20 protein-coding genes and 3 tRNA genes are annotated in these 21,747 nt (G+C 73.0%); 9 read left to right on the forward strand and 14 right to left on the reverse strand.

What is annotated here, in order from left to right:
• Positions 1-133: 133 nt before the first annotated feature.
• Positions 134-1,297, forward strand: a complete 1,164-nt coding sequence (locus FED44_RS07185; RefSeq protein WP_133305968.1) for a sensor histidine kinase — start codon at positions 134-136, stop codon at positions 1,295-1,297.
• Positions 1,298-1,357: 60 nt separating this feature from the next.
• Here the strand turns inward: FED44_RS07185 and FED44_RS07190 are convergent, their stop codons facing one another.
• The 3 genes from FED44_RS07190 to FED44_RS07200 form a co-directional block, all read right to left on the reverse strand.
• Positions 1,358-2,023, reverse strand: coding sequence for a rhomboid family intramembrane serine protease (locus FED44_RS07190; RefSeq protein WP_208758867.1), 666 nt, complete (start codon positions 2,021-2,023; stop codon positions 1,358-1,360).
• A 135-nt stretch (positions 2,024-2,158) separates the two neighbouring features.
• Positions 2,159-2,560 carry a nitroreductase family deazaflavin-dependent oxidoreductase gene (locus FED44_RS07195; protein ID WP_111700247.1) on the reverse strand — a complete coding sequence of 134 codons (402 nt, stop codon included), beginning with the start codon at positions 2,558-2,560 and terminating at the stop codon, positions 2,159-2,161.
• A gap of 26 nt (positions 2,561-2,586) precedes the next feature.
• Positions 2,587-3,147, reverse strand: a complete 561-nt coding sequence (locus tag FED44_RS07200) for a TetR/AcrR family transcriptional regulator (RefSeq protein ID WP_111700246.1) — start codon at positions 3,145-3,147, stop codon at positions 2,587-2,589.
• Between the two features lie 118 nt (positions 3,148-3,265).
• Between FED44_RS07200 and FED44_RS07205 the strand changes: the two genes are divergently transcribed.
• Positions 3,266-4,864: an MDR family MFS transporter gene (locus FED44_RS07205; protein WP_138460145.1), complete on the forward strand. Its 1,599-nt coding sequence runs from the start codon at positions 3,266-3,268 to the stop codon at positions 4,862-4,864.
• Positions 4,865-5,010: 146 nt separating this feature from the next.
• Here the strand turns inward: FED44_RS07205 and gndA are convergent, their stop codons facing one another.
• The gene (gene gndA, locus FED44_RS07210) at positions 5,011-6,432 is read right to left on the reverse strand and encodes an NADP-dependent phosphogluconate dehydrogenase (RefSeq protein WP_111700244.1); all 1,422 of its coding nucleotides are present in this window, start codon (positions 6,430-6,432) and stop codon (positions 5,011-5,013) included.
• Between the two features lie 93 nt (positions 6,433-6,525).
• Positions 6,526-7,779, reverse strand: a complete 1,254-nt coding sequence (locus FED44_RS07215; protein WP_167521410.1) for a TIGR03118 family protein — start codon at positions 7,777-7,779, stop codon at positions 6,526-6,528.
• A 320-nt stretch (positions 7,780-8,099) separates the two neighbouring features.
• Between FED44_RS07215 and FED44_RS07220 the strand changes: the two genes are divergently transcribed.
• Entirely contained in the window at positions 8,100-8,975 is an 876-nt protein-coding gene (locus FED44_RS07220) for a hypothetical protein (protein ID WP_111700242.1), read from the forward strand.
• 203 nt (positions 8,976-9,178) lie between these two features.
• Here the strand turns inward: FED44_RS07220 and FED44_RS07225 are convergent, their stop codons facing one another.
• The 5 genes from FED44_RS07225 to FED44_RS07245 all read right to left on the reverse strand — a co-directional run bounded on the left by FED44_RS07225 (position 9,179) and on the right by FED44_RS07245 (position 15,068).
• On the reverse strand, positions 9,179-10,168 hold the full coding sequence (locus FED44_RS07225; protein WP_111700241.1) for a sulfotransferase family protein: 990 nt from the start codon (positions 10,166-10,168) through the stop codon (positions 9,179-9,181).
• Positions 10,169-10,252: 84 nt separating this feature from the next.
• Positions 10,253-10,726 carry an ATP-binding protein gene (locus FED44_RS07230; protein WP_111700240.1) on the reverse strand — a complete coding sequence of 158 codons (474 nt, stop codon included), beginning with the start codon at positions 10,724-10,726 and terminating at the stop codon, positions 10,253-10,255.
• A 281-nt stretch (positions 10,727-11,007) separates the two neighbouring features.
• Positions 11,008-12,258 carry a hypothetical protein gene (locus FED44_RS07235; protein WP_111700239.1) on the reverse strand — a complete coding sequence of 417 codons (1,251 nt, stop codon included), beginning with the start codon at positions 12,256-12,258 and terminating at the stop codon, positions 11,008-11,010.
• A 157-nt stretch (positions 12,259-12,415) separates the two neighbouring features.
• Positions 12,416-13,405, reverse strand: a complete 990-nt coding sequence (gene add / locus FED44_RS07240) for an adenosine deaminase (protein WP_138460147.1) — start codon at positions 13,403-13,405, stop codon at positions 12,416-12,418.
• Between the two features lie 166 nt (positions 13,406-13,571).
• Positions 13,572-15,068 carry an LLM class flavin-dependent oxidoreductase gene (locus FED44_RS07245; RefSeq protein ID WP_138460148.1) on the reverse strand — a complete coding sequence of 499 codons (1,497 nt, stop codon included), beginning with the start codon at positions 15,066-15,068 and terminating at the stop codon, positions 13,572-13,574.
• Positions 15,069-15,128: 60 nt separating this feature from the next.
• Between FED44_RS07245 and FED44_RS07250 the strand changes: the two genes are divergently transcribed.
• From FED44_RS07250 to FED44_RS07265, 4 genes are all read left to right on the forward strand, one after another.
• A complete protein-coding gene (locus FED44_RS07250) occupies positions 15,129-15,815 on the forward strand; it encodes a nucleotidyltransferase domain-containing protein (RefSeq protein ID WP_138460149.1) in 687 nt (228 codons plus the stop codon).
• 115 nt (positions 15,816-15,930) lie between these two features.
• Positions 15,931-16,686: a nucleotidyltransferase domain-containing protein gene (locus FED44_RS07255; protein WP_138460150.1), complete on the forward strand. Its 756-nt coding sequence runs from the start codon at positions 15,931-15,933 to the stop codon at positions 16,684-16,686.
• Positions 16,687-16,825: 139 nt separating this feature from the next.
• The gene (locus tag FED44_RS07260; RefSeq protein ID WP_138460151.1) at positions 16,826-17,059 is read left to right on the forward strand and encodes an RNA-binding protein; all 234 of its coding nucleotides are present in this window, start codon (positions 16,826-16,828) and stop codon (positions 17,057-17,059) included.
• Positions 17,060-17,150: 91 nt separating this feature from the next.
• Positions 17,151-17,744: a DUF488 domain-containing protein gene (locus tag FED44_RS07265; RefSeq protein WP_208758868.1), complete on the forward strand. Its 594-nt coding sequence runs from the start codon at positions 17,151-17,153 to the stop codon at positions 17,742-17,744.
• A 102-nt stretch (positions 17,745-17,846) separates the two neighbouring features.
• Here the strand turns inward: FED44_RS07265 and FED44_RS07270 are convergent.
• The 3 genes from FED44_RS07270 to FED44_RS07280 form a co-directional block, all read right to left on the reverse strand.
• Positions 17,847-17,921, reverse strand: a tRNA-Val gene (locus FED44_RS07270).
• A gap of 13 nt (positions 17,922-17,934) precedes the next feature.
• Positions 17,935-18,005, reverse strand: a tRNA-Cys gene (locus FED44_RS07275).
• A 13-nt stretch (positions 18,006-18,018) separates the two neighbouring features.
• Positions 18,019-18,090 (reverse strand) — tRNA-Gly (locus FED44_RS07280).
• A 224-nt stretch (positions 18,091-18,314) separates the two neighbouring features.
• Between FED44_RS07280 and hutH the strand changes: the two genes are divergently transcribed.
• On the forward strand, positions 18,315-19,862 hold the full coding sequence (gene hutH / locus FED44_RS07285; RefSeq protein WP_138460152.1) for a histidine ammonia-lyase: 1,548 nt from the start codon (positions 18,315-18,317) through the stop codon (positions 19,860-19,862).
• Positions 19,863-19,883: 21 nt separating this feature from the next.
• Here hutH and FED44_RS07290 read toward each other — a convergent pair whose 3' ends face one another.
• Positions 19,884-20,723, reverse strand: a complete 840-nt coding sequence (locus FED44_RS07290; RefSeq protein ID WP_138460153.1) for an NAD(P)-dependent oxidoreductase — start codon at positions 20,721-20,723, stop codon at positions 19,884-19,886.
• Between the two features lie 85 nt (positions 20,724-20,808).
• Between FED44_RS07290 and FED44_RS07295 the strand changes: the two genes are divergently transcribed.
• Positions 20,809-21,717 (forward strand): LysR family transcriptional regulator, encoded by a 909-nt coding sequence (locus tag FED44_RS07295; protein WP_111700233.1) that lies wholly within the window; start codon positions 20,809-20,811, stop codon positions 21,715-21,717.
• Positions 21,718-21,747: the final 30 nt, after the last annotated feature.

The raw sequence follows: 21,747 nt of genomic DNA on the forward strand, positions 1-21,747 counted from the left end.
CGGTCACGCTTCTTATCCTGCCCAAGCCGCGTGACTGTTTCGACCGGCACGTGGTACGGCAAGCTGCGGCACAACTACGTCAAAGGGGCGTGGCGCAGCCAGAATCCGCAGGTCAACCCCACAAACTGGTCGCGTGGGGGAGAATTTGGCCGGGCTCGTCGCGCGGCGCCGGGATGCGCTCGGCGACGTGCTGCTCGCGCTCGCCGTGCTCGCCTTCGCCGTTCCCGCGATCCTCACCGGCCGTTCCTTCTCGCTGATGCCGGTGCCGGAGGCCGTACGGCTGGCCGTGACGTCGGCCGCGGCGGCGGCCGTGCTGGCGCGGCGCCGCACCCCGTGGCCCCTGGTCACCGGCACGTCCGCGTGCGCGCTGTTCGCGGGCCAGCTCGTGCCGCTGACGCTCGCCGCGTACGCGCTGACGGCCGAGCGCGGGGGACGCCATCGGCTCGGGGCGGTCGCCGCGCTGGCCGGGGTGTACGTCGTGGTCGACCGCGTCAACCCCTACAGCGATCACGCGCCTCTCCTGGCGGTCGTCTGGGCGGTGGCGCTGGTCTGCCTGCCCGCGCTGGCGGGCCACTGGGTGTCGCGCTACCGCGCGATGATCCGGGAGCTGCGGGAGAGCGCGCGGGCGGGCGAGGAGCAGGCGGCGGCGCTGGAGCGCCGCCGCATCGCCTGGGAGCTGCACGACACGGTCACGCACGCCGTCACCGTGATGGTGCTCAACGCGGGCCTCATCCAGGACGCCGACGACCCCGGGGAGATCCGCAAGCTGGCCGGGAGCATCGAGGACAAGGGCGTGCGGGCGCTGACCGAGCTGCGCGAGCTGCTCACGGCGCTGCGCAGCAGCGACCTGCCGCCCTCGGCGGAGAGCGTGGAGGGGATCCCGCGCCTGGTCGAGGAGGGCCGGGTCACCGGTCTGCGCGTCGCGCTGCACTACGAGGTCCCGGAGGAGGCGTTGTCCCGGCAGGCCGGGCACACCTGCTACCGGGTGGTCCAGGAGGGGCTGAACAACGTGCGCAAGCACGCCCCCGGGGCCGACGTGCAGGTGGTCTGCGAGGCGCGCGGCGACACGCTCAACGTGTCGGTGGTCAACAGCGGGGGGGCCGTCGCCGCCGGCGGCGGGGACCGGGCGGCGCCGGCCCGGGCGCCCGCCCACGAGGGGTCGGGCTACGGGCTGACCGGCCTGAGCGAGCGGGTGGCCCAGCAGGGCGGGCGGCTCACGTACGGGCCCACCGCCGAAGGCGGATTCGCCCTCAACGCCAGCATCCCCTACCGCCCGCCGGAGCGGCCGGCGAACTGAGCCGACGCACTGAGCCGACGCACGGGCAGACACACCGGGCCGGCGCGCTGGGCGGGGGCGCTAGAGGCCCAGGTCCTCGATCTCCTTCAGCAGGGCCGGCCGGGAGCCGCCGGGAGGGGTGCCGCCGGGCTCCTTCTCCACGCTCCGTGCCCCGCGGTCGCGGAACAGGTAGCCGCCGAGGATGCCGCCCACGAACCCGAAGACGTGTGCCTGCCAGCCGATGCCCTCGGCCGGCAGCAGACCGGTGAACTGGTAGGCGAAGCACAGGCCCATCACCAGGCCGATGACGATGTCGATCAGGTGCCGGTCGAAGGCGCCGCGGACGAGCACGTACCCGAAGTAGCCGAAGACCAGGCCGCTCGCGCCCGCACCGACGGTGGCGGCGTCGGCGGTGAACCACGAGCCGAGCCCGCTGGCGACGGCGATCAGCCCGGTGACGCCGAGGAAGCGCCGCACGCCCCGGTAGGCCGCGAGGAACCCGAAGATGAACAGCGGCCCGGAGTTGCCCTCGATGTGCGCCCAGCTCCAGTGCAGGAGCGGCGCGGAGACGATGCCGGGCAGCCGTTCGACGTCCCACGGCCGGATGCCGAAGCTGTAGCTCAGCGAGTAGCCGGAGGCCCAGTTGGCCACCTGCACGGCCCAGATCACGGCCAGGAAGCCGACCATGACCCAGAACGCCTTCCGGGCCTCGGCGACCATGATCTCCGCGGTGCGGCCGTCGCTCACGGAACCCTCCCTGTGCTGGGGATCACGCTACTGGGGACCACCACGGTACTGGGGATCATGGGAAACATACCGCCGACGGCCGCGCGAGTCACCGGGTGCGGGGGCCGCGTCGTGACGCGGCCCCGCCGGAAAGGGTCAGGCGCGTTCGATCACGACGACCGGGATCTCCCGGCTGGTCCTGGTGGCGTACTCGTCGTACGCGGGCCAGGCGGCGGCCATGGTCCGCCACATGTCCGGCCGTTCCGCCGCGGTCGCCGTACGGGCCCGGGCCCTGAACCTGTCGCCCTTGATCTGGAACTCGACCTCGGGATCGGCCTGGAGGTTGAGGTACCACAGCGGGTGCTCGTCGGCCCCGCCCTTGGAGGCGACCACGAGATAGGCGTCGCCGTACGGCTGGTAGATCAGGGGGGTGCTCCGGGGCTGCCCGGACTTCCGGCCCCTGGTGGTGAGGATGGCCGTGGTGGTGCCCTCCCAGTCGTGGCCCTCCTCACCCGCGGTCTCGACGTAACGCCTGACGTGTTCCTGTCCGAAGAGCATGAGGTCACCTTCCCACAGGGCCGGGGTCAACCGCCGGAGGCGTCCGCCAGTTCCAGGGCGACCTCCAGGCCGGCCCCGGTCCGCTGCTCGTCGGTCGTCGACTCCTCGCGGATCAAGAACCACGCGGCGTGTATCGCGAACAGCGCCATGGAGCGCTTGAGCCGCACCGGCAGCGGATCGTCCGGCCCGTACAGGGACTGCATCAGCGCGCCCATGCGGTCGCGCATCAGGTCGACCTTGACGTGCCCCTGCAGCGCCGTCTTGTTACGGTCCATGAACTGCATGACCTCGTGGTGGCGCCCTCGGGTCATCTGCGCGGAGTAGCGCAGGATCAGCTCCCGGCGGGTCTCCGCCGTGGGGGGACGCCCGGCCGCCCACGCGATCAGCTCGTCCAGCGCGGCGATGCGGTCCTCGACCAAGCTGGCGACGATGTCCTCTTTTGTCCGGAAGTGGTAGTACAGTGCCGCCTTGGTCACGCCGAGGGCCTCGGCTATCTCCCGGAGCGACGTCGCCTCGTACCCCTGCTCGGTGAAGAGCCCGATCGCGACCTCCTGGATGCGGCTGCGTGTGTCGGTCTGAGTGCCCATGTCCTGCTGACCCCTAATTAACTTGACGGCCGGCAAGTAAGGACAATACCTTAAGTCCGCACTAGCCTGTCGGCAAGTAAGTAACCTATCCCGATCCTTTACTCATGGGGGCACCACGATGACCGAGGCTCCGCCCGCGCCGGGGCGGTCCAAAGAAGTGATGGCCGTACTGCCCGGCCTGATGCTGGCGATCATGCTGGCGATGCTCGACAACATGATCGTCGGTACCGCGATGCCGAGGATCGTCGGCGAACTGAACGGCCTGGAGTACTTCACCTGGGTCACCACGTCGTACGTCCTGGGCACCACGGTGTCCACGCCGATCTGGGGCAAGCTCGGCGACCTCTACGGCCGCAAGAACATCTTCCTCGGGTCCATCGTGCTGTTCCTGGTCGGCTCCGCGCTGTGCGGCATGGCGGGCTCGTCGCTGTTCGGGGGCACCGAGCACGGCATGGCCGAACTCATCGCGTTCCGCGCGCTGCAGGGCCTCGGGGCCGGGGGCCTCATGGTCAACGTCATGGCGATCATCGGTGACCTCGTGCCGCCCCGCGAGCGCGGCCAGTACCAGGGCATCATGGCCGCGATCATGTCGCTCGCGATGATCGCCGGGCCGCTCGTCGGCGGCTTCATCACCGACCACCTCGACTGGCGCTGGGCGTTCTACGTGAACCTGCCCCTCGGCGGCGTCGCGCTGGTCTGGCTGTTCTTCCGGCTGCACCTGCCCAAGCACCGCACCGAGCACCGCATCGACTGGCTCGGCGCGACCGTCCTCACCATCGGCATCACCGCGATCGTGCTGATCACCTCGTGGGGCGGGCAGGCGCACGGCTACCCGTGGGGCTCCTGGCAGATCCTGTCGCTGGCCGGGCTCGCGGTGGTCTCGCTCGCGCTGTTCATCCCGATCGAGCGGCGCGCGGCCGAGCCGATCATGCCGCTGCACGTGTTCGCCAACCGCAACTTCTCGCTCATCTCGGCGCTCGGCTTCCTGCTGGGCTTCGCGATGTTCGGCGCGATCAGCTTCATCCCGCTGTTCCAGCAGATCGTGCAGGGCTCCACGGCCACCAACTCCGGCCTGCTCCTGCTGCCGATGATGATCACATCGATGATCGTGTCGCTGTTCGTCGGCAAGGCGATCACCCAGACCGGGCAGTACCGGATCTATCCGGTCATCGGCGGGGCGATCATGGCGGTCGGCATGTGGCTGCTGTCGCTGCAGGACGTCAACACGCCGTCCTGGCAGACCGGCGCGTTCATCGCCGTCTTCGGCCTCGGCATGGGCTTCCTGATGCAGACGACGATGCTCATCGCGCAGAACAGCGTCGAGCAGAAGGACCTCGGCGTGGCCAGCAGCGCCTCCACGTTCTTCCGGTCCATCGGCGGCTCGTTCGGCGTCGCGATGTTCGGCGCGATCTTCAACAACCGGCTCACCGACACCCTGAGCGACAAGCTCGGCCCGGTGGCGGCCAAGCAGGTCGGCAGCGGCGGCGCGGGCATCACCCCCAAGGCCCTCGAGCAGCTTCCCCCGCAGGTCAAGGGGTTCTTCCTGGACGCCCTCGCCACGGCCATCGGGTCGGTCTTCCTCTGGGCGGCCGTGGTCGCCGTGCTCGTCCCGGTGCTCGCCGCGTTCGTCAGGCACGTCCCGCTGCGTACCGGCGCTCCGAGCGCCGCCGCCCCCGACGGCGAGAAGGCGGAGCCGCTGACCGCCGCCTTCGAGTGAGCGGCTGACAGCTGGAAGCTTGAGTCGAGCTTGAATCCGAGCTGAGATCCGGCCGGTACGGCCCTCGCCCCCGCGCGGGCGGGGGCCGTACCAGGTTCCGGGGCCGGTCAAGCGGACCGGTCAAGCTGACCGGTCGGGCGGACCGGTCAGGCGGAGTGCTCGGCGCGGTCCGCCGACCAGTCGGTGTGGAAGACGCCCTCCCGGTCGGTGCGGCGGTAGGTGTGCGCGCCGAAGAAGTCGCGCAGCCCCTGCAGCAGCGCCGCCGGCAGCCGGTCGCGGCGCAGCCCGTCGTAGTAGGCGAGCGCCGAGGAGAAGCCCGGGGTGGGCACCCCGATCGTCGCCGCCGTGGCCACGACCCGCCGCCACGACTCCTGAGCCTCGTCCAGGGCCTGCGCGAAGGTGGGGTCGACCAGCAGCGTCGGCAGGTTCGGGTCCGCGTCGTAGGCGGCCCTGATCCGGTCGAGGAAGCGCGCCCGGATGATGCAGCCGCCCCGCCAGATGGTGGCCATGTCACCGAGCCGCAGGTTCCAGCCGTACTCCGCACTAGCCGCGGCCATCTGGTCGAACCCCTGGGCGTACGCGACCACCTTGGAGGCGTACAGGGCCCGCCGCACGTCCTCGACGAGGCCGGAGTCGCCGGCGGTGCCGGACGGGCCGGTGAGCGAGCGGGCCGCGGCCCGCTGCTCCGGGTGGCCCGACAGGGCCCGGGCGAAGACCGCCTCGGCGATGCCCGTCACCGGGACGCCGAGGTCGAGGGCGCTCTGCACGGTCCAGCGGCCGGTGCCCTTCTGCTCGGCCTGGTCGACCACCACGTCCACGAACGGCTTCCCGGTCGCGGCGTCGACGTGGCCGAGCACCTCGGCGGTGATCTCGATGAGGTACGACTCGAGGTCGCCCCGGTTCCACTCGCGGAAGACGTCGGAGAGCTCCTTGGGGTTCAGCCCGAGGGCCTGCCGCAGCAGGTCGTACGACTCCGCGATGAGCTGCATGTCGGCGTACTCGATGCCGTTGTGCACCATCTTCACGAAGTGGCCGGCGCCGTCGGGGCCGATGTGCACGCAGCACGACACGCCGTCCACCTTGGCCGCGATGTCCTCCAGCAGCGGGCCGAGCGTCGCGTACGCCTCGGGGTCGCCGCCGGGCATGATGCTGGGCCCGTTCAGGGCCCCCTCCTCGCCACCGGAGATGCCGGTGCCGACGAAGTGGATGCCCCGCTCGCGCAGCGCGGCCTCCCGGCGGCGGGTGTCCAGGTAGTGGGCGTTGCCACCGTCGATGATCATGTCGCCCGGCTCCATGACGGCGGCGAGCTCCTCGATCACCGCGTCCGTGGGGGCGCCGGCCTTGACCATGATGATCGCCTTGCGGGGCCGTTCGAGCGCGGCGACGAACTCCTCGATCGTGCCCGCCGGCACGAACGCGCCCTCGTCCTTGTGCTCCTCCATGAAGCGGGTGGTGCGGCTCTCTGTGCGGTTGTGGACCGCGACGACATGACCGTGGTGCGCGAAGTTGCGGGCGAGGTTGCGGCCCATGACCGCGAGGCCCGTCACTCCGATGTCTGCCTTGTTCATGGCTAAAGTCATACCGCTCCCGGGTGGGGGTGCTCGGCCGCGGGGTGGCGTGTCCGCGGCCAAGCGTCGTGAGCTGGGCTTTCGTCCTGATCCTCAGTAGCTGTAGCCGCTTCCGGCGCCGCTTCCGTGGCGGTGCGCGGCCGAAGGCGAGGGTGAGGGGGAGGGCGCCGCCGAGGGGGAGGCGGCGCCGCCGGCGGTGGCGGGGCGGATCAGGCCGAGCAACCCGTGCCGCGCCTTCGAGACCCCGGCCGAGAACCACACCGCGTCGGTGCCGCCGTTTCCGGCCGTGCCCGGTTCGAGGTCCCACAGGCCCTCCAGGGCGATCGCCCCGCCGTCCGCGCGGCGCAGCGGGCCGAGGTAGCGGCAGGTCCGGGGGTTGTACGCGTTGATCCACCCGTCGCCGAAGTTGCCCACGAGCAGCGCCCCGGCGTACGCGCCGAACCCCTGGGGGGCGAGGGTCATCGCCCAGGGCGCGTTGAGCGGGCCGCGGGAGGCGAGGCGCCGTACGAAACGCCCGTCGGCGGTGAACACGCTGACGAACCCGTTGCCCCGCCCCGCGACCGGCTTGCCGGTGCCGGGATCGCGCCGCGCGTACGCGACCATGACGGAGTCGCCGACGATCTCCACGTTGAAGGGGGAGTAGCGGACGGGCAGCGACGGGTCGCGGAACTGGCGGTTCGACAGCCGCACCCGCCGGAAGTCCTCGTCGAAGACGTGGACGCGGCGGTGGGAGAACGACGGCGCGAGCAGGAACGTGCCGCGGTTGGTGTTCATCAGCGCCAGGCCCTTGTAGTCGGCGCCGCGGGTGAACGCGGCGATGACCGCGTTGCCGGGGTCGGCCTTGGCGCTCCAGGCGGTGATGGCGCCGCTCGGGCTCGAGAAGATGAACGAGGCGGGCGCGGTCCCCGCCCTCCCCTTGATCGTGAAGGCGTTCCCGGTGTACGCCACCTGCCCGGTGGGGGTCCCGCCGGGGATCGCGACCGTGGTGGGGGCCTTTTTGACCGCGCCCGCGCCGCCGGTGTAGACGGTGGCGGTGCCGGTGCCCGCGTTGGACACCCACAGGGTCGCGCCCATGGCGAGGCCCCAGGGGTTGACCAGCTTCGGGTCCGTGACGGCGGCCTTGCCCGCCACATCGGAGACCAGGGGGACCTCGGCGAACCGGGTGGACGTGCGCGCCGCCTGAGCGGGCGGTCGGGCAAGGGGACGGGCGAGTGGGTGGGCCTGGTGGCCGGGACGGCTCTCCGCGTGGCGCGAGGCGCCGGCGGCCGAGGCGGGATGGGCCGGGGCCGCGCCGGCGAGCGCCAGCGTGAGCGGCACGGCACAGAGCGTGACGATACGTGCCCGCATGGGGCCTCCTGAAAGTGGGTCAGACCTGCGAGGGGTCGGACTGCGAGGGGGTCGGAACGGTGTCGGCATGCCCTTACGCCCGGAGATACGCCCCCCTGCCGCTCCGGGTTCAGTCCCTTTTCCGTCGCAGGTGGGGGCGCGCGCATCGGGGTTTCTGGCCTATCCTGACAAAACCCGCAAACTAAGCGGGTTTTGTATAGAGATGGCCGTCCGATGGCGAGGACGCTTGGCCTCCTCGTCGGGCCGCTGGTAATTGAGGACAGCCAGGAAGGGACGGCGTCCAGCCGCCCACCGTCGTCGCGCACCCACGGAGAAGAGACGTGTTCGCACCGAAGCCGGAACGGTCAGTCGTCGCGATCCCGCCACCCGGAGACGGGCCCGGCTACTGGGCGGGCGCGCCCAGCGCCGTGAGCCGGGACGGGTGGATCTATCTGGCCTACCGGCTGCGCCGCCCGATCGGCTCCGGCCGGGGGTACGCCGTGGAGATCGCCCGGTCGGCCGACGGCGAGCGGTTCGAGCGGATCCTCACGATCACCAAGGACGAGATGAAGACCGAGTCGCTGGAGCGGCCCACGCTCGTGGCGACGCCCGACGGGTCGTGGCGCCTCTACCTCAGCTGCGCCACGTACGGCACCAAGCACTGGCGGGTCGAGATGATCGAGGCCGCCGACCCGGCGGAGTTCGATCCCGCCGACGCGCGGGTCGTGCTCCCCGGCGACCTCAAGACCGGCGTCAAGGACCCGGTCATCCTGCACCACGGCGGCGTGTGGCACCTGTGGGCGTCGTGCCACCCGCTGGAGGACCCCGACGAGGCCGACCAGATGGTGACCGACTACGCCACCAGCGCGGACGGGATCGCCTGGACCTGGCAGGGGACCGCGCTCGACCGGCGGCCCGGCCAGTGGGACTCCCGAGGCGTACGGGTGAGCGCGGTCACCTTCAGCGGGGAGACCGTCATCGCCTACTACGACGGCCGCGCGTCGGCGGCGGAGAACTACGAGGAGCGCACGGGCGTGGCGATCGGCCCCGACCCGTCCACCCTCACCGCGACCGGGACCGCGCCCGTCGCCCAGTCGGAGCACGGGGCGGGCGGGCTGCGTTACCTGTCGGTCGTGCCCGTGCCCGGCGGCCACCGGCTGTACTACGAGCTGACCCGCGCCGACGGGGGCCACGAGCTGCGTACCGAGCTGCGCTGACCACCGACGGCTGACCACCGCCGCCGACCACCTCCGCCGAACACCGCCGGGCGGGTCCGGGGGCGTCGGCGGACGGCCGGGCGGGGAGGCCGGGGCCGCGGGAGCCGGGTGGCGCGCGCCGGGTGGTGGGAGCCGGGTGTGGGAGCCGGATACGGGAGAGGTGGCGGCCGGAGCACGAGCGGGGCTCGCGCTCCGGCCGGGTGTCACCGCCCGGCCGGCGGGCCGTCCACGCCTCTGACGCGGCCGTTGCGGGCCTGCCGCTGGCCGTCGGGCCGGGCGCCCACCAGGCCGCCCGACCGCTCCCGGGGGCGCAGCCAGTCGCTGAAGTCCTCCTCCAGCAGGTCGCGGAGCAGCGCGATGTCGGCGGCGAAGTAGGCCAGCAGCTCCTGGCGCTGCTCCCAGGTGAGCGGCCGCCGGGGTTGCGCGTCGCGCTGCAGCATCCGCTCCAGCGGACTGGTCAGCCGCTGGCCCAGGAAGGGATCCCCGAGCCGGGCGATCCGGGCGAGGACACGGTGCCTGCGGCTCTGCCGCGGATGGGCGGTGACGTTCTCCCTGGGCACCTCGCCGACGAGCCCCTGCTCCACCCCCAGAAAGGCGCAGATGCGGTCCAGCGTGTCGGCGGGCCGGTCGACCAGGTCGCGGTAGCGGAAGACCAGCACCTGCTCGCGGGGGAACAGCGTGAACAGGTGCGCGAGCTGCTCGCCGTACCGGCCGAGGCCCACGTAGTGCCAGAACGGCGACCAGCCGTCCGCGACGCGCCGCCTCTCGGCGGCGCACGCCTCGATCACGTCGCCGATCGGCTCCAGGCCGGCCGACCACAGGTGCGTCCAGTTGGAGTGCGCCCGTTCCACCGGGTCGCGCAGCGAGACGATCAGCTTCGCGTCGGGGACGGTCTCCCTGATCCGCCGCTGGGCGTCCAGGTCGTACAGGTAGAAGGGGGTGGACTCGCCGGCGAGCGTCCCGGGCGGCGCGTCCGCGAAGAGCGCCTCGTAGTCGGCGCGCCGCCACACGTGCTCGCGGTAGGTCTCCGCGTCGCCCGGCCCGCCCTTGGCCGGCGGCGGGCCGTCGGTGAGGAAGAACTTCGGTTCCTTGACGGGTGACATGAAGAGCCCCGGGTGGCGGGCGAGCGCCGCATGCAGGGCGGTGGTGCCGGCTTTCGGCACACCGATGACCAGGAAGTCGGGCAGAGCCATGGAAAAGTCCTCCTACTTTCCCGATTAGATTAGTTGGTTTTTGCCCCTTCCCAACGTGAAATCACCACAAATGGGTGTACCCGCTCAGCCGGCGACGAGCCGGATGCGGGTCGCCGGCCACCCGCGCCGCAGGGCGGCGGGGCGCCGCCCGCCGTCGAACCAGATCTCGAACCACACCTCGTTGCGTCCGCCCTCCCGGACCAGTCCCCACCGGTCGGAGAGCATGTCGAGCAGCGGCATGCCGCGCCCGCCCTGGCTCGACGCGTTCGGCAGCGGGTGGCCGGCGCAGGGCGGCCCGGCGGAGCCGTCGTCCTGCACGCCGATGCGCACCCGGTCGGGCAGGCACGACACGGTGAGGGTGAACGTGCCGCCGTTCCCCGAGCGGGAGTGGACGACGGCGTTGGTCGCGATCTCGCTCGTGAGCAGGACGCAGTCGTCGTGCCGGGGGTGGCCGCGCCCCAGGGCGGCCGACACGAGCCTGCGCGCCCGCCCCACCTGGTCCCGTCCGCCCGCGAGCCGCGCCACGCGGTTTCCCTCGCCGTCCCCCGAGATCTCCATAGCACTCCTTCAGCGTGGGAGCCGAGTCAGTCGCCGCAGAGTTGACGTCCGCGCGGCCGCCCGCGATGTCACGGGAAAGTAGGAGTGTCCTTGCCCGAGTCGCCGGAAAGTGTCCGGTATCGGGGGGTGGTAAGCGTCCGGGAAAGCGGCCCGGAAAGACGCCGCCTGGCGAAACGGCCGGTCGCGGGACCGCGCCGATTCCGGAAGCGTGCCGGTTCCGAAAAACACAGGGCGGCGGGACCGGTTCCCCGGCCCGCCGCCCTGCGACGCGTACGGTCAGGTCAGGAGGCGTCGTGCGCCGCTCCGGCGGAGCCGTTGACGACGAGCACGCGCTCGCGCTCGGGCACCTCGATGGCCGGGAACGTGCCGGTGTCGACGATTCCGTGCTCCCGGTAGGCCGCCTCGATCAGCGCGTACGCCTGGGGTTCGAGCTTCCACAGCGCCCGCCACTCCTTCGCCACGAGGAGCGGGATGCCGACCTCCTTGGCGATGTCGGCGGCCCGGGGGACGTACTTGCGCGCGATCTGCTGGTCCCAGTACTGCCGCGCGGTGCGCAACTGGGTCGCGCGCTGGGCGGTGTCGACGACGGGCGCCGGCTCGGCCGGGAGGTCCTCCTCCTCGTCGTCGATCAGCTCCGCGATGGTCGCGGCGGGCAGCGCCACCGGGGCGGGCGGCTCGGGCTCCGGCCCCCACGGCACCGGCGGGGCGAGGTCGATCAGCGCCGAGGTGTTGTAGAGGGCGCCGATCTGCGACAGCAGCGCCTCCTGCCGCTTCTCGTCCACGGCCAGCCCGGTGTACTCGACGGCCTGGTCCATCGCCTTGTCGAGCCTCGCCATCGCGGCGCGCATCTTGCGGTCCGGCGCCCCGGCCTCGCGCAGCGCCCGGACCCGCTTGGCGGCCAGCGCCACCCGGGTGAGCCTGCGGTGCGCGTCCACCTCGCTCGCCGTACGGTCGCTCACCTCGGCCAGGCCGACCCGGACCAGGATCCGCTCGGGGGTCAGCCGCCAGTTGATGCGGCCGCGGCCGGTGATGCGGACCCGCTCGATCGCCATGCCGCGTTCCCACAGCCAGGCGGCCACGAGCGGGGCGGCGAGCCGGAACACGGCCTCGGCGACGCTGCGGGCGTCCATGCTCGACAGGACCGCCGACAGGCAGGTGAGCGCCCAGACGGCGACGCCGTCGATGCCGGCGGAGTAGTTCTCCCGCATGTTGCGCCGGGCCCGTACGGCGCTGGTGATGACGGCGACCTCGATGAAGGCGAACAGCAGGAGCCGCAGCGGCCCGTCGAAGCCGAGCACGTCGCCGGAGAAGCGCCACATGCCCTGCGCGGACACGCCGGTCGCGATGCTGGCGGCGACGATGGTGAGGACGTCCTCGGTGGGACGGCCGGCCGCCCAGCGGCGGAACAGGCGGATGAGGGCGCGGAGCGCGAAGAAGGCCAGGACCAGCAAGACCAGGGCGATGACGCTGATGATGACTGTCTCGACCGGATGGGCCGACACGAAGGCGGTTAGTTGGTCAATGGGGGGCATCAGTCACGGTCTCTCGATGTCCGATGGTTTTTCCCGAGATCATCCCAGAAGGGCAGGCCTCCGCGGGGGGAAACACGCCTGACTCCCGCCACTTGGCTCATGTCCTGTCACAGATACGCCTTTTTATTCACCGTCGTCCGCCCGGCATCACTGGACCTCAGGAGGCGGGACCGGCGAGCCAGGCGTCCACGTCGCGGCGCAGCGCCCGCTTCGCCGCCTCCGGCGCGAAGGACGCGTCCACCGAGGCGCGGGCGAGCCCGGCCAGCGCCGCGTCGTCGTAGCCGAAGACCTCCCGGACCCTGGCGTACTCATCCGTCAGGGTGGTGCCGGTGACGGACGGGATGTCGGTGTTCAGCGTGACGGCGAGCCCCGCCTCGCGTAGCCGTGGGAACGGGTGGGCCGTGAGGCCGTCCACCAGGCCGAGCGCGACGTTGGACGACGGGCACACCTCCAGGGGGATGCCCCGCTCGCGTACCTCGGCGGTCAGATCCGGGTCCTCCAGCACCCGGACGCCGTGGCCCAGCCGCTCGGCCCGCCCGACCGTGATCGCCTCGCGGACGCTGCCGGGGCCCTCGATCTCGCCCGCGTGGTGCACGACGTGCAGGCCCGCCTCCGCCGCGTCGGCGAAGACCTCGGCGAATGGCGCCAGCGGGTAGGACTCCTCACCGGCCACTCCGACGCCGAGCACGCCGTCCCCGGCGTACCGGGTCGCGAGCTCCACGGTGCGCCGGGCCCGCTCGACCGGCCGCCGCCGCGAGTGGTCGAGCAGCACCCCGCACTCCACGCCGTACGCCGCGCGCCCCTCGGCGAGGCCGGCGAGCACGGCCTCCAGCGGCATCTCCGGGGCGCCGAGCCGTTCGCCGTGCGAAGCCGCGGTGAAGGTCACCTCCGCCCACCGGGTGCCCTGCGCCGCCTCGTCCGCGCAGAACTCCACGGCGATCCGGTGGAAGTCCTCCGGCCGGACCAGGCACTCCCGTACGAGCGAACCGTGGTCGGCGAACGCGCGGAAGCCGGCGAAGGGCCCGGCGGGGCGGGCGGGCACGGGCAGGCCGTTGGCCGCCGCGATCTCGGCCAGCGTGTCCGGCCGGACCGTGCTCTCCAGGTGGACGTGCAGGTGGGCCTTGGGCAGCAGGGCGAGATCGCGCACGGCGGCAGCGTAGGCGCGCGGGCCCCGCCGCCGCACCCCGGTTTCCGGCCGCACCCGGATACCGATGCCCAGGTGCCGGTGGTCAGGTGCCGGCGCTCAGGTGCGGGTGCCCGGGTGCCGGTCCTCAGGCGCCGGTGCTCAGATGTCGGTGCTCAGATGTCGGTGCTCAGATGTCGAGGCCGAGGCGGGAGATGGGCTCGACGAGCTCCTCCTCCTCGTACCGCAGGTGCGACAGCAGCACGTCCGACAGCAGGTCCACCTGCGCGCGGACGCCGTCGAGCCGGTCCGGGTCCTCGATCATCGCCACGAGCGCGGCGTCCAGGCCGGTCAGCACCTCGGCGATCACTTCGTGCTCCTGCTCCAGCCGCTCGACCACCGGCGCCAGCGACCCCTGCGCCGCCGCCAGCATCGGGAACATGTGCTCGTCCTCGATCGTGTGGTGGGTGGTCAGCAGCCGGCAGTACGACGCGCAGAACGTGCCCAGCGTCCAGTAGTTCTGCCGCATGGTGAGCTCGTTGATCATCGAGCGGAGCGCCGCGGCGTCGGAGCGGCCCGCGGCGACCTGCTCCAGCGCGTCCCTGATCTGGGTCAGCTCGCGGCGCAGGTGATCGTGGATGAGCACGAGCCGCTGCCCGGCCGCCCGCTGCTGCGGCGTCAGCGCGGCGGGATCCCGCTTGGGCAGCCGCGGCCGGGTGGCCTCGTCCAGGGCGGCCGGCACCGAGGCCGTCGCCCGGTGACCGGCGGGGGCCACCGCGTCCTCGTCCGCCCGTCCGGCCCGTCCGCGCTCCCGTGCCACCGCCTCGCGTACGGCGGGGGCGACCTCCTCGGCGAAGACCTTGAGGTCCCTGTCGTCGTCCACCGCGAGCACGAAGACGCTCATGCCGTGGTCCCGCACGAGACCGGCGAGCCGCTCGGCCCACACGCCGGGCGGCCCGTTCAGGAACCCCTCCCCGGCGGCGCCGGAGAACCGTCCCTCGATGTTGTAGACGCGGCGGATCCCGGCGGGATCGCGCCCGGCCCGTTCGGCGGCGGCGTCCAGGATCGCCGTCATCGCGCCCAGGTCGTCCGGCGCGGCGTACCCCGACGAGGGCACCCAGCCGTCGCCGAGCCGCCCGGTCAGCTCCAGCATGCGCCGCTTGTACGCGCCGATCCACAGCCCGATCGGATGCGGGGGGAACGGCCCCGGCCGCGCGCCCTCCAGCCGGTAGTGCCGGCCGTCGAGCCGTACGCCCTCGCCGGGCGTCCACAGCGCGCGCAGGACCGCGACGGCCTCCTCCAGCGCCTCGACCGCGTCGCCGGGGTCGCGGCGCGGGCCGCCCATGGCCGCGACGCCGTCCCAGAACGCCCCGGCCCCGAGCCCCAGCTCCACCCGGCCGCCGCTGAGGATGTCGAGCGACGCGGCGGCCCTGGCCAGCACCGCGGGTGGCCGCAGCGGGAGGTTCACCACGTCGGGGAACAGCCGCACCCGCTCCGTGCGCGCCGCCAGCACCGACAGCAGCGTCCAGGTGTCCAGGAACGACGGCTGGTACGGGTGGTCCTGGACGCCGATGACGTCGAGGCCCAGCTCGTCGGCCAGCACGGCCTGCCGCACGATCCGGTGGTGTCCCGCCGCGTCCGGCCTGAGGAAGGCCCCGAACCACAGGTCATGCCCAAAATCGGCCATTATTCGCTACCTTTCCGCGTCCCGACCCGGGAGCCTACCTTTGTGGAAAGATCCGGCGACATGACCCCGGCGGCCCCCGCGGGCAGCATCCTGTCCGTCGTCGCCGGCTCACGCGCGTACGGGCTGGAAACGGGGGAGTCGGACGTCGACCGGCGCGGCGTGTTCGTGACGCCCACGGCGAGGTTCTGGCGGCTCGACAAGCCGCCCGACCACGTGGAGGGACCGCTGCCCGAGCAGTTCTCCTGGGAGGTCGAGCGGTTCTGCGTGCTCGCGCTGGAGGGCAACCCGGCCGCGCTGGAGTGCCTGTGGTCGCCGCTCGTCGAACTGGTCACCCCGCCGGGGGAGCGGCTGCTGGCGATTCGCCGCGCGTTCCTGTCGCGCCGGGCGGCGCGGGCCTTCGCCGGCTCCGCGGACCGGCAGTTCCGCCGCCTCCGCCCGGACGACCCGCCGCGGCCCGGCGGCGACGCGAGGCGGTGGAAGATGGCCATGCACATGATCCGGCTGCTGCTCGGCGCCTCGTCTCTGGCCCGGCACGGGGAGCCGCTGGTCCGTGTGGGCGCCCACCGCGACCGGCTGCTGGCCGTACGGCGGGGGGAGACGCCCTGGCCCGAGGTGCTGGAGTGGCGCGGGCGCCTGCTGGCGGAGCTGGCTCGGCTGGACGACCGGTCCGGAAGCGCGCTGCCGGACCGGCCGGACCGGGCGGCCGCCGAGGAGTTCCTGATCGAGGTGCGGAGGTCTGCTCTGTGACCGTCCCGAAGCTGACCGTCCCGAAGCTGATCGTCCCGAAGGTGAGCGTGACGAGAAGAAACCGTGACCAGAGGGGACCGTGGCGAGAGGTGAGCGTGACGAGAGGGGAGGCGCCGTGACCGCCGTCCTGCCGTCCTGGCTGCCCGAGGTGGCCGCGGGCGAGCGGCATCCGCTCGCCTTCGCCACCGTGAGCGGCGCGCACCTCTACGGATTCCCCTCGATGGACTCCGACGTCGACCTGCGGGGCGTGCACGTGCTGCCCGCCGAGGAGGTCGTCGGCCTGCGCACGGGCGAGGAGACCGTGATCAGGTCGTGGGTGCGCGAGGGCGTGGAGGTCGACCTCGTGACCCACGACCTGGCCAAGTTCTGCCGCCTGCTGCTCGGCCGCAACGGGTACGTGCTGGAGCAGCTCCTGTCGCCCCTGGTCGTGCGGACGTCCCCGCTGCACGAGGAGATGCGCTCCCTCGCGCCCGGCTGCCTCACCCGGCACCACGCGCATCACTACCTGGGCTTCGCCCGCACCCAGCGGCGGCTGTTCGACCGTACGGGGGAGCTGAAGCCGCTGCTGTACGCGTTCCGGGTGCTGCTGACGGGCATCCGCCTGATGCGCACGGGAGAACTCGTCGCCGACCTGACCCTGCTCCTCGACGGCGCGCCGTCCTACCTCGCCGGCCTGATCGCGGCCAAGCGCGCGGCGGAGCACGGCGCGCCGCCGGACGACGCGCCCGGCCGGGAACGTCTCGCGGCCGACCTCGACGCCCTCACCGCGGCCCTGGAGGACGCCGGGGCCTCCTCCGCGCTGCCGGACGCCCCCTCGGCCCACGACGCCCTGCACGATCTCGTCGTACGGACCCGACTCGCCGGGCGGTGAGAAGGGCCAGAGAAGGCCGAAAAAGCCGGAGAAAGGCCGCCGAAACGGGACGGGACACGCGAACAATGTGGGGTGCCGCCCCGCGTCGCGGACTCATCACGGATAATGGGCCAAGCCGCCATCACACCAGGAGAACGCTTTGACCACCCAGACCGGCAAAGACAACCTCGACCTGGCCGCGAGCGCGGAGGCACTGGCCGACAGCGCGCCCACCGGATCGCTGCGTCACGCGGCCGCCAAATCGGTCGCGATCACCTTCGCCACGACCCGCGACGCCGCCCAGGCGCGCGACACGCTGAACGGCCTGGCTCCCGACGACGTACGGCGGGCCGCGCTGGAGCTCTTCGACGAGCTCTTCGCCCGGGCCGACTGACTCGCGGGCCTTGGGAGAGCGACCGTCCGGGGCCCGGCCGGTCGTCCCGTCGCCGTGCCCATGGCCGCCCTCCGGCTGACGGAGGCCGCGCGTGCGAGACCACATCGTCACGAGCCGGCCGGCGCCGGGGAGCGCCGCCGAGGGCGAGCCGGCCCGTGCCCCCGTGACGCTGCTGACCTTCGGGCACGGCACCGCGCCGCGTGCGGAGTTGATCCCGCTGCTGCGCGGCGCGGGCGTGCGGCAGGTGGTGGACGTCAGGACCGCCCCCGGCAGCAGGCGTAACCCCGACGCCGCCCGCGCGGCGCTGGCGGGCTGGCTGCCGGACGCGGGGATCGGCTACCGCTGGGAGAGCCGGCTGGGCGGGTTCCGCAGGGCCGCTCCGGACTCGCCCGACGTCTTCTGGGAGAACGCCTCGTTCCGGGGATACGCCGGATACACCCGGCAGCCGGAATTCCTGGCCGCCGTCGCCGATCTGCTGGCGGGGGCGCGCACGGCCCGGACGGCCGTGATGTGCGCGGAGAGCCTGTGGTGGCGCTGCCACCGGCGGATCATCGCCGATTTCGTGATCCTCGTGCGGGGAGCCCGGGTGCTGCACCTGTCGCATGACGGACGGCTCACCGAACACGTGCCGACCTCCGGCGCCCGCCTCCGCGACGACGGCCTCCTCGTCTACGACCAGGTCTGACCCGCCGGCCCCGATCCGCTCCCCGTACGCGGGGCGGCGGGATCGTCAGGTGTGCGGCCCGGATACGCCGATGGCCTCCTCGATCGAGGAGGCCATCGGCGGTGGTGGGCGATACTGGGATTGAACCAGTGACCTCTTCCGTGTCAGGGAAGCGCTCTCCCGCTGAGCTAATCGCCCTTGGTGAACCAAGAGGTGGAGACGGGATTTGAACCCGTGTACGCGGCTTTGCAGGCCGCTGCCTCGCCTCTCGGCCACTCCACCGGGTTGATCTCCGAGCGGAAGACGGGATTCGAACCCGCGACCCTCACCTTGGCAAGGTGATGCTCTACCACTGAGCCACTTCCGCGTCCCGGCTCTCGGCCGGACTCACGCGAAGCACTTTATCCAATCTCCGGCGACTCCCCAAATCAGCGGTGTTCGCCCTGCTCACGCCGTGAGTCCGGGTGACCCTCGGGCGTCGTGGGAACCGGACTCCGGCTGACGGGGCCGGGACGGGAGGGGCTGGAGGGGATCCTCGGATGTAAGGACCTAATCTAAAATACGGTGGTTACCAAACGAAGGGGTGGGACGATGCACGACGACGAGGTCGTGGCCGTCGGTCCCGGGCCGCTCGCCTTCGCCGACGTGGTCCGCGTCGCGAGGGACGGAGCGCCGGTGCGGCTGACGGACGACGCGATCGCCGAGATGGCCGCGTCGCGGGGGAGGATCGAGGAGCTGGCCGAGGCCGACACCCCGGCGTACGGCGTCTCCACCGGCTTCGGCGCGCTCGCCACCCGGCACATCGACCCCTCGCTGCGCGCCCGGCTCCAGCGCAGCCTCGTCCGCTCGCACGCGGCGGGCTCCGGGCCCGAGGTGGAGACCGAGGTCGTCCGGGCCATGATGCTGCTGCGCCTGCGCACGCTCGCCACCGGGCACACCGGCGTACGCCCGGTCACGGCCCGGGTGCTGGAGTCGCTGCTGAACGCCCGGCTCACCCCGGTCGTCCACGAGTACGGCAGCCTCGGCTGCTCGGGGGATCTCGCGCCGCTCTCCCACGTCGCCCTGACGATCATGGGCGAAGGGGTCGTGCGGGACGCCGGGGGACGCCTGCGGCCGGCCGCCGAGGCGCTCAAGGAACACGGCGTCGAGCCCGTCGAGCTTGCCGCCAAGGAAGGGCTGGCCCTGGTCAACGGCACCGACGGCATGCTCGGCATGCTCGTGCTGGCGCTGCACGACCTGTCCACGCTCCTCACCACCGCCGACATCGGCGCGGCCATGAGCGTGGAGGCGCTGCTCGGCACCGATTACGTGTTCGCGGCCGATCTCCAGGCGTTGCGGCCCCACCCCGGCCAGGCCCTGGCCGCGGCCAACATGCGGGCGCTGCTCGCGGGATCGGGCGTGATGGCCTCGCACCGCGACGGCTCGTGCACCCGCGTCCAGGACGCCTACTCCCTGCGCTGCGCGCCGCAGGTCGCCGGGGCCGCCCGGGACACCCTCGCCCACGCGTCGGCCGTGGCCGCCCGGGAGATGGCGAGCGCGATCGACAACCCGGTGGTGCTCGCCGACGGCCGGGTGGAGTCCAACGGCAACTTCCACGGCGCTCCCGTGGCGTACGTGCTGGACTTCCTGGCCATCGCGGCGGCCGACCTCGCCTCGATCTCCGAGCGGCGCACCGACCGCATGCTCGACGTGGCCCGCAGTCACGGCCTTCCTGCGTTCCTCGCCGACGATCCGGGCGTCGACTCCGGCCACATGATCGCGCAGTACACCCAGGCGGCGATCGTGTCCGAGCTCAAGCGGCTGGCGGTCCCGGCGAGTGCGGACTCGATCCCGAGCTCCGCGATGCAGGAGGACCACGTCTCGATGGGCTGGTCGGCCGGGCGCAAGCTGCGCCGCGCCGTCGACGGGCTCACCCGCGTGCTCGCGATCGAGGTGCTCACCGCCGCCCGGGCGCTCGACCTGCGCCGGCCGTACGAACCGGCGCGGGGGACGGGCGCGGTCGTCGCGGCGCTGCGCGAGGCGGTGGCCGGGCCCGGGCAGGACCGCTTCCTGGCGCCGGAGATCGAGGCGGTCGTCCGGCTCGTCGCGAGCGGCGCCGTGGCCGCCGCCGCCGAGTCCGCCGTCGGCCCTCTCGCCTGACCGGCCCCTACCGGAAGGCCGTCACGCCTGCCCGGGCGCGGAGCCCGCGCTCGCCGCGAAGGGGAAGACGGCCGTGAGATCCTCGCCCGCCAGGCCTGCCGCGACCGCCTCCGCCAGCCGGTCGCGGGCCGCGGCGGCCACCGACTGGACCACCCCCGGCCCCTCGGTCGCCAGCCGCAGGTCCTTGGCGGCCAGCCCCAGGGCGTACCGCGTCTCGAACGGGCCCGACTCGGCCACCGGTCGCAGCCGCTCCGCCAGCGCGGCCAGCGGGGTCGCCCCGAGGACGTCCAGCAGGGCGGTCCGGCCGACGCCCAGCGCGTCCGCGTACGCCAGGGTCTCGGCCAGGTTCACCTGGGCGGTCACCACCATGCTCATCACCGCGAGCTTGGTCGAGGCCCCCGCTCCCGGCCCGCCCGCCTCGTGCACCGTGCCGAAGACGGGCAGCACGTCCGCCACGCGGTCGAGATCCTCCCGCCGGCCGCCGGCGAGCACGACCAGCGTCCCTTCGGCGGCGGGCCCAACGCTGCCGAGCACCGGCGCGTCGACCAGCCCCACGGCCTCGGGGAGCAGCCCGCGCAGCCGCCGCACCGCGTCCGGGCCGATCGTGGACATCTCCACCAGCACCGACCCCGGCCGAAGCCCTGGCAGCGCCGCCCGCACCACCTCGAAGACGGCGTCGGGATCGCTCAGCATGGTGATCACGATGTCCGCCCCCGCGACGGCCTCGGCCGGGGAGGGGGCCGCCTCCGCGCCCGGCACGTCCCGTGGCGTACGGTTCCACACGGCCACCTTGTGACCGGCGGTGACGAGGCGTCCGGCCATTGGGACGCCCATGCGTCCCAGCCCCAGAAAAGCAATCATGTCCTGGGACGTTATGGGAGGAACAATCCATTCCACCAGCGACTAGATTGCATGGCACTCATCTCCCTCGCTCATGGATCGGAGCATGTTCGACACCGACGCGCTTGTGCTGCTCGACGTCGTGGCCCGCACCGGGTCGTTCACCGCGGCCGCCCTGCAGCTCAACTACACCCAGTCAGCCGTGTCCCGGCGCATCGCCACCCTGGAGGCCCAGGCGGGCGGCCCGTTGTTCGCGCGGCTGCCCCGGGGGGTACGGCTGACGCCGGCGGGCCGGACACTGCACCGCTACGCCCGTGAGGTGCTCGAACGGCTCGGCCGGGCGGGGGAGGAGCTCGCCGCGATCCACCAGGGCACGGGCGGGCGGCTGCGCGTCGGAGCCTTCGCCACCGCGAACGCCGTGCTGGTGCCCGCCGCCCTGCGGGAACTGCGCGCGGCCCGCCCGGAGGTGACCGTCACCATGGTCGAGGGCCTCAGCACCCACCTCATGGACGGCCTGGGCCGCGCCGAGATCGACATCGCGGTGGTCAGCGACTACCCCTCCGGCCTGGGAGCCGGGCCGGAGGTCGAGGTCACCCGCCTGATGGAGGACGAACTGCTCGTCGCGCTCCCCGGCGACCATCCGCTGGCCGGAAGGGGGACGGTCGACCTGCGCGACCTGCGTGACGAGAGCTGGATCGAGGGCGCCCCTCCCGGCACGGTGACCATGCTCGGCGCCGCCTGCGCCCGGGCGGGCTTCGCGCCGAGGGTCGACCTGCGGATCGCGGAGTGGACCGGCAAGCTCGGCTACGTGGCGGCCGGGCTCGGGGTGACGCTCGTCCCGGCCATGGCCGCGCCCGCCGTACGGCCCGACGTGGCGCTGCGCTCGCTCGGCGAGTTCGCCCCGCGGCGGACGGTCTACGCGGCCCTGCCGCGCACCGCGCCCCTGCCCGCCGCGTCCGCGCTGCTCGGCCTGCTGGGCGAAGGGGCCGGCCTCCGGGCGGTGGGACGCGCCTGACGGACGACGGCCCCGCCGCCGAGGGGTCCG

The sequence above is a fragment of the Microbispora triticiradicis genome (assembly GCF_005864065.1).
Taxonomy (GTDB): domain Bacteria; phylum Actinomycetota; class Actinomycetes; order Streptosporangiales; family Streptosporangiaceae; genus Microbispora; species Microbispora triticiradicis.